The 14703-nt window shown below is 66.7% G+C and carries 18 protein-coding genes; 3 read left to right on the forward strand and 15 right to left on the reverse strand.

Annotation, left to right across the window (positions count from 1 at the left end; all coding sequences use genetic code 11):
* Positions 1-12: 12 nt before the first annotated feature.
* Genes BDW16_RS03530 through thiE form a run of 8 tightly spaced genes read right to left on the reverse strand, consistent with a single transcriptional unit; the run spans position 13 to position 5434 of the window.
* Positions 13-906 (reverse strand): NHL repeat-containing protein, encoded by an 894-nt coding sequence (locus BDW16_RS03530; RefSeq protein WP_066576037.1) that lies wholly within the window; start codon positions 904-906, stop codon positions 13-15.
* Positions 903-1718, reverse strand: a complete 816-nt coding sequence (locus BDW16_RS03535) for an inositol monophosphatase family protein (RefSeq protein WP_066576042.1) — start codon at positions 1716-1718, stop codon at positions 903-905. Before BDW16_RS03535 ends, BDW16_RS03530 begins: the two co-directional genes overlap by 4 nt.
* Positions 1718-2035 carry a cupin domain-containing protein gene (locus BDW16_RS03540; RefSeq protein ID WP_066576044.1) on the reverse strand — a complete coding sequence of 106 codons (318 nt, stop codon included), beginning with the start codon at positions 2033-2035 and terminating at the stop codon, positions 1718-1720. Before BDW16_RS03540 ends, BDW16_RS03535 begins: the two co-directional genes overlap by 1 nt.
* 6 nt (positions 2036-2041) lie before the next feature.
* On the reverse strand, positions 2042-2605 hold the full coding sequence (gene efp / locus BDW16_RS03545) for an elongation factor P (protein WP_066576045.1): 564 nt from the start codon (positions 2603-2605) through the stop codon (positions 2042-2044).
* Between the two features lie 41 nt (positions 2606-2646).
* Positions 2647-3225, reverse strand: a complete 579-nt coding sequence (locus tag BDW16_RS03550; protein WP_066576047.1) for a M23 family metallopeptidase — start codon at positions 3223-3225, stop codon at positions 2647-2649.
* Positions 3222-4259 (reverse strand): L,D-transpeptidase family protein, encoded by a 1038-nt coding sequence (locus BDW16_RS03555; RefSeq protein WP_307694719.1) that lies wholly within the window; start codon positions 4257-4259, stop codon positions 3222-3224. Before BDW16_RS03555 ends, BDW16_RS03550 begins: the two co-directional genes overlap by 4 nt.
* 58 nt (positions 4260-4317) lie before the next feature.
* A complete protein-coding gene (locus BDW16_RS03560) occupies positions 4318-4725 on the reverse strand; it encodes a low affinity iron permease family protein (RefSeq protein ID WP_066576052.1) in 408 nt (135 codons plus the stop codon).
* 19 nt (positions 4726-4744) lie between these two features.
* The gene (gene thiE, locus BDW16_RS03565) at positions 4745-5434 is read right to left on the reverse strand and encodes a thiamine phosphate synthase (RefSeq protein WP_066576054.1); all 690 of its coding nucleotides are present in this window, start codon (positions 5432-5434) and stop codon (positions 4745-4747) included.
* Between the two features lie 99 nt (positions 5435-5533).
* On the opposite strand from thiE, the gene BDW16_RS03570 reads away from it, so the two are divergent.
* The 3 genes from BDW16_RS03570 to BDW16_RS03580 all read left to right on the forward strand — a co-directional run bounded on the left by BDW16_RS03570 (position 5534) and on the right by BDW16_RS03580 (position 7826).
* Positions 5534-6673 (forward strand): DmpA family aminopeptidase, encoded by a 1140-nt coding sequence (locus BDW16_RS03570; RefSeq protein WP_066576057.1) that lies wholly within the window; start codon positions 5534-5536, stop codon positions 6671-6673.
* 149 nt (positions 6674-6822) lie between these two features.
* The gene (locus BDW16_RS03575) at positions 6823-7209 is read left to right on the forward strand and encodes a hypothetical protein (protein WP_066576060.1); all 387 of its coding nucleotides are present in this window, start codon (positions 6823-6825) and stop codon (positions 7207-7209) included.
* A gap of 167 nt (positions 7210-7376) precedes the next feature.
* Positions 7377-7826 carry a GNAT family N-acetyltransferase gene (locus BDW16_RS03580; RefSeq protein ID WP_066576063.1) on the forward strand — a complete coding sequence of 150 codons (450 nt, stop codon included), beginning with the start codon at positions 7377-7379 and terminating at the stop codon, positions 7824-7826.
* A gap of 70 nt (positions 7827-7896) precedes the next feature.
* On the opposite strand, the gene BDW16_RS03585 is transcribed toward BDW16_RS03580, so the two are convergent.
* The 7 genes from BDW16_RS03585 to tkt form a co-directional block, all read right to left on the reverse strand.
* Positions 7897-8802, reverse strand: a complete 906-nt coding sequence (locus BDW16_RS03585; RefSeq protein ID WP_066576064.1) for a fructose bisphosphate aldolase — start codon at positions 8800-8802, stop codon at positions 7897-7899.
* 238 nt (positions 8803-9040) lie between these two features.
* A complete protein-coding gene (locus BDW16_RS03590) occupies positions 9041-9433 on the reverse strand; it encodes a hypothetical protein (RefSeq protein ID WP_066576066.1) in 393 nt (130 codons plus the stop codon).
* Complete coding sequence (locus tag BDW16_RS03595) at positions 9430-10086, reverse strand: 2OG-Fe(II) oxygenase family protein (RefSeq protein WP_066576068.1); 657 nt, start codon at positions 10084-10086, stop codon at positions 9430-9432. Before BDW16_RS03595 ends, BDW16_RS03590 begins: the two co-directional genes overlap by 4 nt.
* Positions 10079-11272 (reverse strand): phosphoglycerate kinase, encoded by a 1194-nt coding sequence (locus tag BDW16_RS03600; RefSeq protein WP_066576069.1) that lies wholly within the window; start codon positions 11270-11272, stop codon positions 10079-10081. The genes BDW16_RS03595 and BDW16_RS03600 overlap by 8 nt, the downstream gene beginning before the upstream one ends.
* Positions 11269-11721 (reverse strand): MOSC domain-containing protein, encoded by a 453-nt coding sequence (locus BDW16_RS03605; RefSeq protein WP_066576071.1) that lies wholly within the window; start codon positions 11719-11721, stop codon positions 11269-11271. The genes BDW16_RS03600 and BDW16_RS03605 overlap by 4 nt, the downstream gene beginning before the upstream one ends.
* The gene (gap, locus tag BDW16_RS03610) at positions 11721-12731 is read right to left on the reverse strand and encodes a type I glyceraldehyde-3-phosphate dehydrogenase (protein ID WP_100362701.1); all 1011 of its coding nucleotides are present in this window, start codon (positions 12729-12731) and stop codon (positions 11721-11723) included. Before gap ends, BDW16_RS03605 begins: the two co-directional genes overlap by 1 nt.
* Positions 12732-12746: 15 nt before the next feature.
* Positions 12747-14696, reverse strand: coding sequence for a transketolase (tkt, locus tag BDW16_RS03615; protein WP_066576077.1), 1950 nt, complete (start codon positions 14694-14696; stop codon positions 12747-12749).
* Positions 14697-14703: the final 7 nt, after the last annotated feature.

Consider the following 14703-nt stretch of genomic DNA (forward strand, 5'->3'; position numbering starts at 1 on the left):
CCCTGAGGCGCGTCAGGGCAGATCGAAGGCGACCACCGTACCGGCGCCGCGAGGCGGTGCCTCTGGCTTGCTCGCTGCGGGCCAGCCAGCATCGGCGACGACGAGCAGGCGCTTGCCGTCGACCACAAGCTGAGTCGGATCCGCGAGCGGCGCGCCGCGATGGACCACCGTCACGTCGATCTTGATGCCGTCGATACGAAAGCGGATCAGCGATCCGGGGGTACTGCCGTTGTGGACGCCATAATAATCCTCACCGACGCGAACGAGCCCGTCGATCCCGCGCAGCGGCTTGCCATCGGCCATCGGCAACGGCAGCCGCACCTTGCTCGCGAGATCGACCACCGAGATGCCGCGGCCATAGTCGGCGACAACAAGATATTTGCCGTTCGACATCAGCGCCGAGCCCTGCGCCGAGCGGCCGGTGCCGGGCGCGATCAGCGGGTCGAGCGTCTTCGCGCCTCGGCGCAGGCGATAGACCGCACTGTTCTGGCTGTCGGAAACGAAGACGTCGCCACCGCCGACCGAGACGTCGTCGGGATGGAAACCCACCCCCGGCGACAGCTTCATCCTGAGCCGGCCGTTGCGATCGACCGCCACGAGTGCGCCGGAATCGCAGCGCGCGATCGCGGTCAGCCGCGGGCAATCGGTCGCGATCCAGAGCCAGTTTCGCGTGGCGTCCCAGGCCAGGCCCATCGGATGGAGCGTGCCCGCCGGCATCGCGAACCGGCCGACCTTGCCACCACGATGCGTGAGGATCGTGCGATCGACCACACTGGACAGCCAGATGGTGCTGCCATCGGTGGCGATCCCTTCGACCACCGCATGGTGCGCGGGGACCGAGACGATTGCCCTGGGCGCGTCCGCCGCGGCACCGAAAGCCAGCAGCAGCGCGCCCGCGCGGATCACCGCAGCGAGCTCGCCAGCAGCTTGTGGAGCTTCGAATGGAGCGCGTCGTTGGCGGCGAGCACCTGGCCCTTGGCGAAGGCGTTATCCTGTCCGCGATAGTCGGTGACGAAGCCGCCCGCTTCCTTGACGATGAGGATACCCGCAGCGACATCCCACGGCTTGAGCTCGCTTTCCCAGAAACCGTCGAAACGGCCCGCCGCGACCCAGGCGAGGTCGAGCGCCGCCGAGCCGAAGCGGCGGATGCCGGCGACTTCGGGCGCGATCGCACCGAAGATTCGGCTCCACTCGGCGAAATTGCCATGGCCCATGAAGGGAATGCCGGTGCCGATCAGCGAATCCGCCAGATCCTTGCGCGCCGACACGCGCAGCCGCTGGTCCTGAAGCCAGGCGCCGCGGCCCTTTTCGGCCCAGAAGCTCTCATCGGTGACCGGCTGGTAGATATAGCCATGGGTGATCTCCGGCTTGCCCTGCGCGCCGAACGGGTCCTCGACCGCGATCGACATGCAGAAATGCGGGATGCCGTGCAGGAAGTTGCTGGTGCCATCGAGCGGATCGATGATCCAGCGCGGCTTGTTCGGGTCGCCCTCGATCACGCCGCGCTCCTCGACCAGGAAGCCCCAGTCGGGCCGCGCACGCTGCAGTTCCTCGATCAGCGTGTCTTCGGCGCGCCTGTCGGCGATCGACACGAAGTCGGCCGGCCCCTTGCGGCTGACCTGGAGGTGCTGAACCTCGTTGAAGTCGCGCCGCAGCCGCGGCCCCGCCTTGCGCGCGGCGCGTTCCATGACGGTGATGAGGCCGGAATGCGAAACCATCAGACGGAGCCTTTACGTTCGATCACGAGGATACGGGCCTCGCCCCGGGGATGCGCGACATGCTCGTCGCCGACATCCGCGGCGAAGATGTCGCCGCTGTTCAACACTGCGCTGCGTTCCTCGCCCGCCACCCGGTATCGCATCTCCACGACACCATCGAGGACGAGGAACACTTCAGCGCCGTCATTCACATGCCATTGATAGGGCTGATCCGTCCAATGCAGGCGGACGCTGGCCCCTTCGATCTCGGCGATGTCGCGCGCGCCCCAGGCGCGGTCGGCGCGGAAGCTGCGCGCATCGCTGATGATCGTGGGCATGCGCCCTCAGTCCGCGCGGCGGACGTAGGTCTGCTCGTAGACATCGACGACGATGCGGGTGCCCGATGCGATGTGCGGCGGGACCATGATGCGCACGCCATTGTCGAGGATCGCGGGCTTGTAGCTCGAGGAGGCGGTCTGCCCCTTCACCACGGCATCCGCCTCGACGATCGTCGCTTCGATCGTGTCGGGAAGCTGGACGCTGATCGCCTCGTCCTCATACAGCTCCATCACCACGTCCATGCCGTCCTGAAGGAAGGCCGCGGCGTCGCCCAGCAGGTCGCGGGGCAGCGTGGTCTGGTCGTAGGTTTCCTTGTCCATGAAGACGAGCATGTCGCCCTCGGGATAAAGGAACTGGAAGTCCTTGGTGTCGAGCCGGATGCGCTCGACCGTCTCGGCCGAGCGGAACCGAACGTTGTTCTTGCGGCCGTCGCGCAGGTTCTTCATCTCGACCTGCATATAGGCGCCGCCCTTGCCGGGCTGCGTGTGCTGGATCTTGACCGCGCGCCAGATGCCGCCTTCATATTCGATGATGTTGCCGGGACGGATGTCCACGCCGCTGATCTTCATGGGGATCGCCCTATAGTGCTGAGAAAGACAGGTGGCGCGCCTTAGCGGGGAGACGGCCCGCCCGCAAGCAGCGGATAGGGATCGACCGGCGTTCCCTGCCACCACCCTTCCCCCGGCGCCATCCGGGCGACCGCGAAATGGAGGTGATAATTGCCTGCCCCGGCGTTGCCGGTATCGCCGACATAGGCCAGCATCTCGCCAGCCCGCACCACCTTGCCCTCCGCGATACCGGGCGCATAGCCGCGCAGATGAGCATAATAATATATCCAGCGCCCGTCCTCCGAACGCTGGTAAAGGGCGATCCCGCCCCCGCCTTTGGAGAAATAGAGCTTCTCGATCACGCCGCCGGCAGCGGCGATCACCGGCGTGCCCGGCGGCGCCATGACGTCAAGTCCCTGATGCCTGCGCCCGCCGCCGCGCGCTTCGCCCCAGCTGCTGCGCAGCCGGGCCGGATCCACCCCCTCGACCGGGACGATCAGCATCGGGGCATCTTCGTCCGCGACCGGCCGAGGCGATCGCTCGGGCTGCGGTTCGATCACGCGGATCGTGGCGGCAAGAAACGCGAGGGCGCCGGCAAGGCAGGCGAGCAGCGTCCAGCCGACGATGCGCGGGACGTTCATTCCTGGAAGATCACCGCCGTCCCCGGCTCGACCATCAGCGCGAGCCGCGCGGCGTCCCAGTTGGTCAAGCGGACGCAGCCATGGCTCTGCGTCCGGCCGATCAGGTGCGGCTCGGGCGTGCCGTGGATGCCGTAATGCGGCTTTGAAAGGTCGATCCACACCACGCCGACCGGGCTGTTGGGACCGGGCGGCAGCAGCACTTTAGGTTTCTTGTCGGAAACATCCCAGAACAGTTTGGGATTATAGTGAAAATCCGGATTGGTCGCGATGCCCAGCACCTTCCAGCTGCCGATCGGCAGCGGGTCGCGGGTGCTGCCGGTGGTCACACTGAACTGTGCCGCGAGCTTGCCCTGCCTGTCGAAGACGCGCAGCACCTTGTCCGACTTGTCGACCACGATCCGCCCCGCCTTGGGCTGGACCGCGCTGACATTGAGGTCGTTCAGCGTCTTGCGCCATTCGGGCTTGAAGTCGGCGGGATAGTCGCGCGAGGCGGGTACTGCATTGGGAACCTGAACCGGCACGCCGGGCGCGAGGCGCGTATCGGGGCTGTTGAGCTCGATCAGCACCTGCGGGGTGGTGTGGAACATCTCCGCCAGCTTCTCGATCGCCGAGCGGTATCCCATCGCCTGGAGCTTTGCCTGCGCCTGCGGGTCCCTGGGCCAGGGGCGGACAAACGGGCCCGCGAGCGAATCGGCGGTGAGGCGCAGGATGCGCGTCGGACGGATGGCGCGGTGCGGGTGCAGCGCCTGAAGCGTGCGCTGGTCCATCTTGCCGGTGACGGGAAGCTGGCGCGCGATCTGGAACCCGGTAAGCGCGGCGGTGAGCGACTGGCCCTCGCGCCCGTCGAGAATACCGGGCGAGAAGCCGAGCTGGTCGAGGATAACCTGGACATGCAGGATATCGCGATTGAGACCGGGCGCTTCTGCCCTGGCCGGCGGTTTCGCAGGCGCGGCCGACGGGACCTGGTTCTGCGCGAGCGCGATGCCGCTCCCGAGAATCGCCAGCCCTGCCCATCCTGCAAACACCCGATTCACGCAAGCCCTCCACATCGTTTTCAATGGGATAACGACGAAGCGCGCCTCGGGTTTCCCGTCAATAGCGATCCCGCAGCCGTTCGATCGCGGCGATCGGGTGCCCCTCCTCCTCGTCGCTGCACTCCGCTTCCAGCTCGGCGCGGATCGCTTCGATCTCGGTATCGCTGCGATGCTCGATGCCGATGAACTGGGTACGTGCGCTCTCCACCGCGCGGATCAACTCGTCGAGCTTGGCCTGCATCGCGGCGGCGTCGCGGTTCTGCGAATTCTGGATCAGGAAGACCATCAGGAAGGTGACGATGGTGGTCGTGGTGTTCACGATCAGCTGCCAAGTGTCCGAATAGTCGAACAACGGCCCGGTCGCGCCCCAGGCGACGATCAACAGCACCGCGACGATGAAGGCGATCGGCTGACCCGCGACCGCCGCGATGCGACCGGCTACGACGGTGAAGATACGATCGAGCATCTCGCCTCCCTGGTCTGGACTAAGCCCCGGTCAGAACCGCGTGGAAACGGCGGATCGCATCCGTCTCGTCCCCATTCCACACAGCGCCCGACACCGCCAGAAAATCTGCGCCCGCGGCAACCAGCGGCGCGGCGTTGTCCGGGGTGATCCCGCCAATCGCGACACAGGGGATCTCGAACACCGTCGTCCACCAGGACAGGATCGAAGGGTCCGGACGGTGGCTGGTGTCCTTGGTCGTGGTAGGATGGAAGGCGCCGAACGCGACATAGTCGGCCCCTGCCTCCCCCGCTTCCATCGCAAGGTGGCGGCTGTCGTGGCAGGTGACTCCGATCTGCGCCGACGGGCCAAGAATCGCGCGTGCCTCCCGCGGGTCGCCATCGCCCTGCCCCAGATGCACGCCGTCGGCGCCCAGGCGTTTGGCGAGGCTGATGCTGTCGTTGACGATGAACGCGACCTCCCGCTCGGCGCAGACGCGCAGCAGCGGCTCGGCCAGACGCGCGGCCTCGTGTTGATCGACGTCCTTGACCCGGAACTGGAAGGCCGCGACCGGCCCGGCATCGAGCGCGCGGGCGAGGCGGTCGGAAAAGCCGCCCGACACGTCGAGCGGCGAGATCAGATAGAGCTGGCAGGGCGGGCGCCTGTCGTCGCGCTGGAAGCGCTCCGCAAATTGAGGGTCGAGCGCCAGTTCGTCATCGGTGAAATCGGTCATCCGCGCCTTATAACCGCTCGCGCGCAGGACGCGAGGGCGCTTGCGCGACGGGCGCGAAGCGGCAGGATGGGCTACGAATCTTCCCCGGAGACCAGACCCATGCGCGCTGCCCTTGCCATCCTGTTGCTGCTGTCCGAAACCTCGACCATGGCGCAGGAAAATGCACGGCCACGGGCACGCGAGGCTGGGGTGAGCGTGGGCATCCTGGAGCCCGGACCGCTCAACGCGATCACCGACGTCGCCGGCGTCAAGGTGGGCCAGGTGACGCTGCCGCGCAGCCGCGAGGTCAATACCGGCGTCACCGCGGTGCTCCCGCACGGCGGCAACCTGTTTCAGGACAAGGTGCCTGCGGGGTTCGTCGCCTACAACGCCTTCGGCAAGTTCATGGGATCGACCCAGGTCGCCGAGCTGGGCGAGATCGAGACGCCGATCCTGCTCACCAACACGCTCAATGTCGCTGAAGCCGCGGCCGGCGTGATCGAATGGACGCTGACGCAGCCGGGGAATGGCGAGGTGCGATCAGTCAATGCCGTAGTCGGCGAGACCAATGACGGGTGGCTCAACGACATCCGCGCGCGCCGCGTGAGCATCGCCGATGCGCGCCGAGCGATCGAGATCGCCAAGGACGGCCCGGTCGCGGAGGGCGCGGTCGGAGCAGGAACCGGGACCGTCGCTTTCGGGTACAAGGCCGGGATCGGAACATCGTCGCGCAAGCTGCCCGCCTCGCTCGGCGGCTGGACCGTGGGCGTGCTGGTCCAGTCCAACTATGGCGGGGTGCTGACCATCGCGGGCGAGCCAGTGGGTGTGAAGCTGGGCCGCTACGACTATCGCCAGCAGGTCGAGGCGAAGAAGGCCGACGGATCGGTGGTGATCGTGATCGCGACCGATGCACCGCTGTCGGACCGCAATCTTCGCCGTATCGCCGAGCGCGCCTTTGCCGGGATCGCGCGGACAGGGTCGAGCTTCTCCAACGGATCGGGCGACTACGCCATCGCCTTCTCCACCAGCCCCGCCGTTCGCCGGACCGCAGGGCGGCGCGAGGGCATCGCACAGGTCGAGGACCTGGCAAACGACCGGGTCTCGCCGCTGTTCCAGGCGACGATCGAGGCGACCGAGGAAGCCGTGCTCAACTCGCTGTTCAAGGCCGAAACGGTGACCGGACACCGCGGCACGGCCGAGGCACTGCCGCTCGACAAGGTTCTGCCGTTGCTTAAACTGAAAACGACGAAATCTCGTTAACGGACTGATTTATCGAAAATATGTCCGCCGGGATCGAGGGTCACGAACGCCTGGAGCCGCCGATCGGCCAATGCGATCCCCGCCCTATTCCCCCTGCTCCCCTGACGCCATTCATGCGCGCGTCAGCCGGTTGCAGCTAGCCGGTCGTCATGTCATCCAGGATCGCCCTCGCCGCCCTCGCTTCCATCGCCCTTGCGGGCTGCACCGCTACCGCGGTCTCCCCCCAGCCGCCTTCGGGTCCGGCCCGGCTCGGGCAGACGGTGTTCGTCGATGGTCCGCACGTTACCCCGCTCAGGGTGATCGAGGACAGCCGCTGTCCGATGAACGCGCGCTGCGTCTGGGCCGGGCGATTGGTGCTGCGAGTCAAGGTGACGGGCGGCGCCTGGCAGCGCACCATCGACCTGACGATGGGCGAACCGGTGCAGGTAGCCGATGGCGGGCTGACGCTGGTTTCGGTGACGCCCGACAAACGGACCGACCTGGCGATCAAGCCGCGCGACTATCGCTTCGCCTTCACCTTCGAGGGCGGGTTCTGACCGGCACCAGGGTCAGACTTGATTTCCGCAGCGAATCCGGCCACTTGCCGCGCTCCTCGAACAGGAGATTGATGCGCAGAAGCTGAAAATCCGGCCGCATTGAAGCGGCGATTGCACGGTGCCTCCCGGCGCCGTGGCTGCGCATAGTCTGTTTTCAGGAAATCAACATGACATATTCGGATCTGACGATCCGCGGCTATCGCGCCGCGGATATGGAAGCCCTGTCGGCCATCTGGTTCGACGCGTCGCGGATCGCCCATCCGTTCATCGGCGAAGCGCGCTTGCGCGAGCAGCGCGTGCTGATCGAGACGATCTACCTTCCGCAGGCGGAGACGCTGGTCGCGGTCCATCGCGGCGAACCGGCGGGCTTCATCAGCCTGATGGACGATTTCGTCGGCGGCCTGTTCGTCTCTCCGCACCATCAGGGCGCGGGCATCGGGCGCACGCTGATCGAGCACGCGATCGAGTCGAGAGAGGAACTCCGGCTGGAGGTGTACACCGCCAATGCAGGCGCCTGCGCCTTCTACCGGTCACTCGGCTTCGTCGAAACCGGCCGCCGGCCACTCGACGATCAGGGGCTGCCGTTCGAGAACGCGCAGATGGCTCTGACACGCTGATCACCGGGCCGCACGGCCACCCGCGCGACGCCGGGCGTCGCGCGGGCTTGCCACACCACCGCAAGCGGCGTCAGGTGGTGACGGGCACCTTGACGGTGGATGCCGCGTGGATCTCGTCGATCGCGGCGCCGAGCGAAGCGTCGAATTCCGCGTCGGTCATGCCGTGGCGCAGATCCTCGAGCAGCGCGCGGCTGAAGCTCGCGATCATGCCGCGATTCTTCGCCAGTTCCGCGCACGCCTCGGGTCGCTTGAACCCGCCCGAGAGCGCGACGACGCGCAGCACGCGCGGATGATCGACCAGCGCGTCGAACAGGCCGGGCTGCGCCGGGATCGACAGCTTGAGCATCACCTTGTCGTCGCCGGTCATCGCGTCGAGGTGCTTGAGGATCTCGTCACGCAGGATCGCGTCGGCCTGCGCACGCTCGGGCGACTTGATGTTCACCTCGGGCTCGAGGATCGGCATGAGGCCGGCGGCGAGCACCTGACGGCCCACTTCGAACTGCTGTGCGACGATCGCGGCGATGCCCTGGGCGTTGGCAAGGTTGACGACCGAGCGCTCCTTGGTCCCGAACACCCCCAGCCCCTTGGCGCGGGCGAGCAGCGCATCGAGCTCGGGCATCGGCTTCATCAACTGGACGCCGTTTTCCTCAGCCTCCAGCCCCTTGTCGATCTTGATGAAGGGGACGACGCCGCGTTCGATCAGCGCCTGGGGAGTCGGCTCGCCATCGACCTGGCCGTCCATCGTGCGTTCGAACAGGATCGCGCCGATCACCTTGTCACCATTGAAGCTGGGCGAAGTGATGATGCGGCTGCGCATCGCGTGGATCAGGTCGAACATCTCCTCGTCGCCCGAATAGGCATCTTCCTCGATGCCATATCCCTTGAGCGCCTTGGGCGTCGAACCGCCGCTCTGGTCGAGCGCGGCGATAAAACCGTTTCCTTCCGCGATCTTCGCGGTCATCCCGGTGAAATTCATTGTGGCTAGTCTCCAGCTTTCGGCTTTTTTGGTGCCGCGACTTCGTTGAGTCGTTTGTAGCAACCCGGCCTATTGCAGTGCGGCACGCGGGTGAAAAGCCTGACAACGGTAGCCAGCGGAAGCGAGGCGGCTCCCAACCGATCGATCGGCGTGATCAGATCGGCTTCGGGCGAAGCGCGATCAGTATCCAGCGCTGGGCAAGACGCCCGGGATTGGTCACGCCATGCCGCACGAACGCCTAAAACAGGGTCATTTCGCCGGTTGCGGGCGCAACGGTCGTGACGGGTGATCCCGCGATGACGTCCAGCCCGTGCACCCCCGCAGCGACGGTCGCGATCCGGGGGTCCTCGATCATCAGCCCGCCCGCGCCGTCACCCGGATCGATGCAGCAGGCGGCAACCCAGAAATTCCCGGGCGACGTGACGAGCCGCTCGGTTTCGCCGGGAGCGATCGTTGCGACACGCGCTTCCGCCGTCCAGGTGAAACGCGGCGTCGCAGGCTGGCTGACATCAACGGAATAACGTTCCGCGAGGGCCAGCGCGGCGGCGGTCGCCGCGTCGACGTCAAACGCGGGAAGCGTCTGCGCGATCAGCGGGGTTTCGAAGAAATACTGGACAGCCGGCGCGGTCATGCGTCGCGCGCCAGAATATTGATCGCGATCGAAATGCGCGTCCCCTGCCCGGCATAGGGACGCACCGAATGCATCAGCCAGGACGGGAACATCACGACCAGCCCCGCGCGCGGGCGCATCCACACCTCCTGATTGTCGACCGACCCATCGTCGCGGCGATAACGCAAGTCTGGTGCGGCCATCCGCACCATTGGAAACCGCGGATCGAGGAACGACAGCTCGCCGCCCAGTAGCTTGTCGTGCGACCCGGCATAGCCGTCATCGACATAATAGACCATCGACCAGAAGCTGCCAGGGTGCGCGTGGGTCTGGTTCGCCGCGCCGCGCCTGGACACGTTCGCCCACATCTCCGCGATCCAGGCGATCTCGCGCGTACCGGCAAATGCGTCGACCGCGAATTCGCGCGCGCGCTCAAGGGCATGGTCTCGCAGCGCCAACGCCGCCTCACCGCCCCAGCGGTCAAGGTCGGTCCCTGATTGCCAGCCATGGAGATTGGATTTGCTGACGCCGCGATCCTGACCGCTGCGGGCGAGGATCGCAGCCTTGAGCGCGGCGTTCCATCGCGGCGCTTCCTGCCATATTTCAGCGATCACCGGCGTGGCAAACAGCGCGCGAACGCGCGGCTCACCTGCGCCGGAAACCGGATCAGCCATGCAGCGCAGCCACCCCGGGGAGCGCCTTGCCTTCCATCCATTCGAGGAAAGCGCCGCCCGCGGTGGAGACGAAGGTCATCTCGCTCGACACGCCGGCCTGGTTGAGCGCGGCGACGGTGTCGCCGCCACCCGCGACGGACACGAGCGAGCCTTCCTTGGTCAGCGCCGCAACCGTGTGGGCGAGTGCCATCGTCGCGGTGTCGAACGGCTTGGTCTCGAACGCGCCGAGCGGGCCATTCCAGACCAGCGTGCGGCAGTTCTTGAGCACGTCGGCCAGCGCCTCGCTCGCCGCCGGGCCGACGTCGAGGATCATCTCGTCCTCGGCGACCTCGTGCACGTTGCAGGTGCGCAAGCTGGGCGGGTTGGCGGCGAACTCCTTCGAGACGACCACGTCGTACGGGAGATGGATGGTGCAATTGGCCTTCTCGGCCGCGTCGAAGATCTCTTCCGCGGTGCCTGTCAGGTCATGCTCGCACAGCGACTTGCCGACATTCACCCCGCGCGCGGCGAGGAAGGTGTTGGCCATGCCACCGCCGATGATCAGGTGATCGACCTGGCCGACCAGATGCTTGAGCACGTCGAGCTTGGTCGAGACCTTGGCGCCGCCGACCACCGCCGCGACCGGGTGCTCGGGGTTACCAAGCGCCTTGTCGAGCGCGTCGAGCTCGGCCTCCATCTGGCGGCCGGCGAACGCCGGGAGGCGGTGCGCCAGCCCCTCGGTCGAGGCGTGCGCGCGGTGTGCGGCGGAAAAGGCGTCGTTGACGTAGAAGTCGCCCAACGCAGCGAAGCGGTCGATCACCTTGGGATCGTTCTTCTCCTCGCCGCCGAAGAAGCGGGTATTCTCCAGCACCGCGATGTCGCCGGGCTGGAGCGTCGCGGTCGATTCGATGTCGCCTTCCCAGTCGATGTAACGGACCGGACGACCCAGCACCTGGCTGAACGGGCGGACGAGCTGCGCGGTCGAAAGCTCAGGGCTCGGCGTCTTGGGACGGCCGAAATGGGCAAGGACGAGGACGATCGCCCCCTTGTCGGCGAGTTCGCTCACCGTGGGCACCGCGGCGCGCAGGCGGGTGTCGTCAGTGACATGGCCATCGGCCATCGGCACGTTCAGATCCTCACGGACCAGCACGCGCTTGCCGGTGACGTCGCCCATATCGTCCAGCGTCTTGAAAGCTCGCTCGCTCATTCTTCGATCCTGATCTCGTCGCCCACCGCGATGTCGCCGGGGGCGATCACCATCGTACATATGCCGCCGCGCCAGTCCGGCGTCAGCGCGTCGCGCAGCCCGTCAGCCAGCGCGTTCATCCGCTCGCACGGATCGGTCTCGACCGTCACCTCAAGCACCACATCGGCGCCGATACGCAGCCTTGTACCCGCGACCTGCGGCAGGTCGAACCCCTCGACCAGCAGATTGGCGCGACGCTGTTCCCAGGGGAGGTCGCGCCCCACCTCGGCCATCGCCGCTGCCCAATCGCCCGCCTCGATCAGCGAGACCTGGCGCTTGTAGGGCTTGCCCTTCATCGCGCCGCGGAAATCGCCGGCAATGCCGCCCTCCAGCGTCACTGCGGCGCGATCGATCGTCTCGATCGGCGCCTTGGCGAACGCGTGGCGGGCGATGCCGGCGATCCGGCCCATTATCCGAGCTTCGCCATCGTCGACGCGGTGTCGACCATGCGGTTCGAGAAGCCCCACTCGTTATCGTACCAGCTGACGACGCGGACGAGCTTGCCGTCGATCACCGCGGTCTCGAGGCTGTCGATGGTCGACGAGGCCGGGGTGTGGACGATGTCGATCGAAACCAGCGGCTCGTCGGAGTAGTAGAGCACGCCCTTGAGCGGTCCGCTTTCCGACGCCGCCTTGAGGATCGAATTCACTTCCTCGACGCTGGTGTCGCGCTTCGGGGTGAAGGTCAGGTCGATGAGCGAGCCATCGGGAACGGGTACGCGCACCGACGAACCGTCGAGCTTGCCCTTGAGCTCTGGCAGCACTTCGCCAACGGCACGCGCGGCGCCGGTGGTGGTCGGGATCATGCTCATCGCCGCAGCGCGTGCGCGGCGCATGTCCGGGTGGATCTGGTCGAGGATCTTCTGGTCGTTGGTATAGGCATGGATCGTGGTCATCAGGCCACGCTCGATGCCCACCGTATCGTTCAGCACCTTGGCCACCGGCGCGAGGCAGTTGGTGGTGCACGACGCGTTCGAGACGATCGTCATGTCGGCGGTCAGCTTGTCGTGGTTGACCCCATAGACGACGGTCAGGTCGACATTCTTGCCCGGGGCCGAGATCAGCACCTTCTTGGCGCCGGCATCGATGTGCTTCTGGCAGCTCTCGCGGTCGGTGAAGAAGCCGGTGCACTCCAGCACCAGATCGATGCCCTGCTCGCCATGGGGCAGATTGGCGGGATCGCGCTCCTTGGTCACGCGAATGCGCTTGCCGTCGACGACGATGTCGTCGCCATCCGCCTCGACCGTGCCCGGATATTTGCCGTGCACGCTGTCGCGGCTGAACAGCCATGCGTTCGACTTGGCGTCGGCGAGGTCGTTGATCGTCACCAGCTCGAGACCACTCTCAGGCCGCTCGAGGATGGCGCGCGCCACCAGCCGGCCGATACGTCCGAATCCGTTGATCGCAACTTTCGTCATCAATGTCCTCCTAAAGCCTTAGAGTCGTGCAAGAATCTGGGGTGTGATCGCGGCAGCGGTCAGCCCGAAATGGTCGTAGAGCTTGGGCCCGGGGCCCGACGCGCCGAAGCGGTCGATGCCGAAGCGCAGCCCGTGGATGCCGGTATAGCGTTCCCAGCCGATCGTCGTGCCCGCCTCGATCGAGACGCGCAGCACGCCTTCGGGCAGCAGATCGGCATGATAGGCCGCGTCCTGCGCGTCGAAACGCGACCAGCAGGGCAGCGAGACGACGTCGGCGCCGATCCCCTGCCCTTCCAGCTCGGCGCGAACCGCGACTGCGATCTCGACTTCCGAACCCGTGGCGATCAGCACCACCTTGCGCTCGGCCTGCGCGGCCTGGAGGCGGTAGCCGCCGTTCGCTGCGCCGCCCGAGCTGAGCTGGGGCAGATTCTGGCGCGACAGGGCGAGCAGCGAGGGGCCGTCCTTGCGCGCGACCGCGGCGCCCCACGCCTCGGCGGTCTCGACCACGTCGCACGGGCGCCACACCTCGAGGTTCGGGATCAGGCGCAGCGACATGACATGCTCGACCGGCTGATGAGTCGGACCGTCTTCGCCAAGCCCGATCGAATCGTGCGTCATCACATAGACGACGCGGGCGTTCTGCAGCGCCGACAGGCGGATCGCCGGGCGGGCATAGTCGGAAAAGACCAGGAAGGTGCCGCCATAGGGCAGCACGCCGCCGTGCAGCGCCATCCCGTTCATCGCCGCAGCCATGCCGAACTCGCGAATGCCATAGCGGACATAGCGGCCCGCGCGGTTCTGCGCGGTGAAATCCTGCAGTCCCTTGGTCAGGGTGTTGTTCGACGGGGTGAGGTCGGCCGAGCCGCCGATCGTCTCGGGCAGTGCGGCGTTGATCACGTCGAGCGCCATCTGGCTGGCGGTGCGCGTCGCGACCTTCTTGGGGTCGGCCAACAGGCTTTCGATATAGGCGTCGAGCGCGAAGCCATTGGGCAGGTCGCCCGCCATCCGCCGCGTGAACTCGTGGCGATCAGAATGACTTGCGAGGCGATCCTGCCACGCAGCATGAGGCTCCGCCCCGCGCTTGCCCGCGGCGAGCCAGGCGGCGCGGATCTCATCCGGCACGACGAAGGGCGGATAGTCCCAGCCCAGTTCGACACGCGCGGCGGCGACTTCCTCGGCGCCAAGCGCCGCGCCGTGGGTGGCCGAAGTGCCCTGCTTGTTGGGGGCGCCCTTGCCGATGATCGTCTTGCAGCGGACGAGCGACGGGCGGCCATCGGCCAGCGCGGCATCGAACGCCGCCTTGATGCTCGCCGGATCGTGCCCGTCGCACTCGACGACGTGCCAGCCGGTCGCGGCATAGCGCGCGGGGATATCCTCGTTCGACGACAGTTCCACCGCGCCATCGATCGTGATCTTGTTGTCGTCCCACAGCACGATCAGGCGGCCGAGCTTGAGATGCCCGGCAAGACCGATCGCCTCGTGGTTGATGCCTTCCATCAGGCAGCCATCGCCCGCGACAACCCAGGTACGGTGGTCGACAAGATCGTCGCCGAACCCGGCGTTGAGGTGCCGCTCCGCGATAGCCATGCCTACCGCCATGGCAAGGCCCTGGCCCAGCGGACCGGTGGTGCACTCGACGCCGGGAAGCTCGAAATTCTCGGGGTGACCGGCGCACGGGCTGCCGACCTGGCGGAAGTTCGCAATATCCTCGATCGTCGGCTGGGCGTAGCCGGCGAGGTTGAGCAGCGCGTAGATCAGCATCGAGCCATGGCCCGCCGACAGCACGAAACGGTCGCGATCGGCCCATTTGGGATCGGTGGGATCGTATTTCAGATAGTCGCTGAACAACACGGTGGCGACATCGGCCATGCCCATCGGCATGCCCGGATGGCCGGAATTTGCTGCCTCGATGGCATCCATCGCGAGCGCGCGGATGGCGTTGGCGCGATCACTGAACGAAACGGTCACGGCGAGT

It is taken from the genome of Sphingomonas koreensis (assembly GCF_002797435.1).
GTDB lineage: Bacteria > Pseudomonadota > Alphaproteobacteria > Sphingomonadales > Sphingomonadaceae > Sphingomonas > Sphingomonas koreensis.

Coding starts and splice junctions, on each gene's coding strand:
- BDW16_RS03535 (WP_066576042.1), bottom strand. CDS start 1,718: ATGGTTTCGCATTCCGGCCTCATCACCGTCATGGAACGCGCCGCGCGC.
- BDW16_RS03540 (WP_066576044.1), bottom strand. CDS start 2,035: ATGCCCACGATCATCAGCGATGCGCGCAGCTTCCGCGCCGACCGCGCC.
- efp (WP_066576045.1), bottom strand. CDS start 2,605: ATGAAGATCAGCGGCGTGGACATCCGTCCCGGCAACATCATCGAATAT.
- BDW16_RS03550 (WP_066576047.1), bottom strand. CDS start 3,225: ATGAACGTCCCGCGCATCGTCGGCTGGACGCTGCTCGCCTGCCTTGCC.
- BDW16_RS03560 (WP_066576052.1), bottom strand. CDS start 4,725: ATGCTCGATCGTATCTTCACCGTCGTAGCCGGTCGCATCGCGGCGGTC.
- thiE (WP_066576054.1), bottom strand. CDS start 5,434: ATGACCGATTTCACCGATGACGAACTGGCGCTCGACCCTCAATTTGCG.
- BDW16_RS03570 (WP_066576057.1), top strand. CDS start 5,534: ATGCGCGCTGCCCTTGCCATCCTGTTGCTGCTGTCCGAAACCTCGACC.
- BDW16_RS03575 (WP_066576060.1), top strand. CDS start 6,823: ATGTCATCCAGGATCGCCCTCGCCGCCCTCGCTTCCATCGCCCTTGCG.
- BDW16_RS03580 (WP_066576063.1), top strand. CDS start 7,377: ATGACATATTCGGATCTGACGATCCGCGGCTATCGCGCCGCGGATATG.
- BDW16_RS03585 (WP_066576064.1), bottom strand. CDS start 8,802: ATGAATTTCACCGGGATGACCGCGAAGATCGCGGAAGGAAACGGTTTT.
- BDW16_RS03590 (WP_066576066.1), bottom strand. CDS start 9,433: ATGACCGCGCCGGCTGTCCAGTATTTCTTCGAAACCCCGCTGATCGCG.
- BDW16_RS03595 (WP_066576068.1), bottom strand. CDS start 10,086: ATGGCTGATCCGGTTTCCGGCGCAGGTGAGCCGCGCGTTCGCGCGCTG.
- BDW16_RS03600 (WP_066576069.1), bottom strand. CDS start 11,272: ATGAGCGAGCGAGCTTTCAAGACGCTGGACGATATGGGCGACGTCACC.
- BDW16_RS03605 (WP_066576071.1), bottom strand. CDS start 11,721: ATGGGCCGGATCGCCGGCATCGCCCGCCACGCGTTCGCCAAGGCGCCG.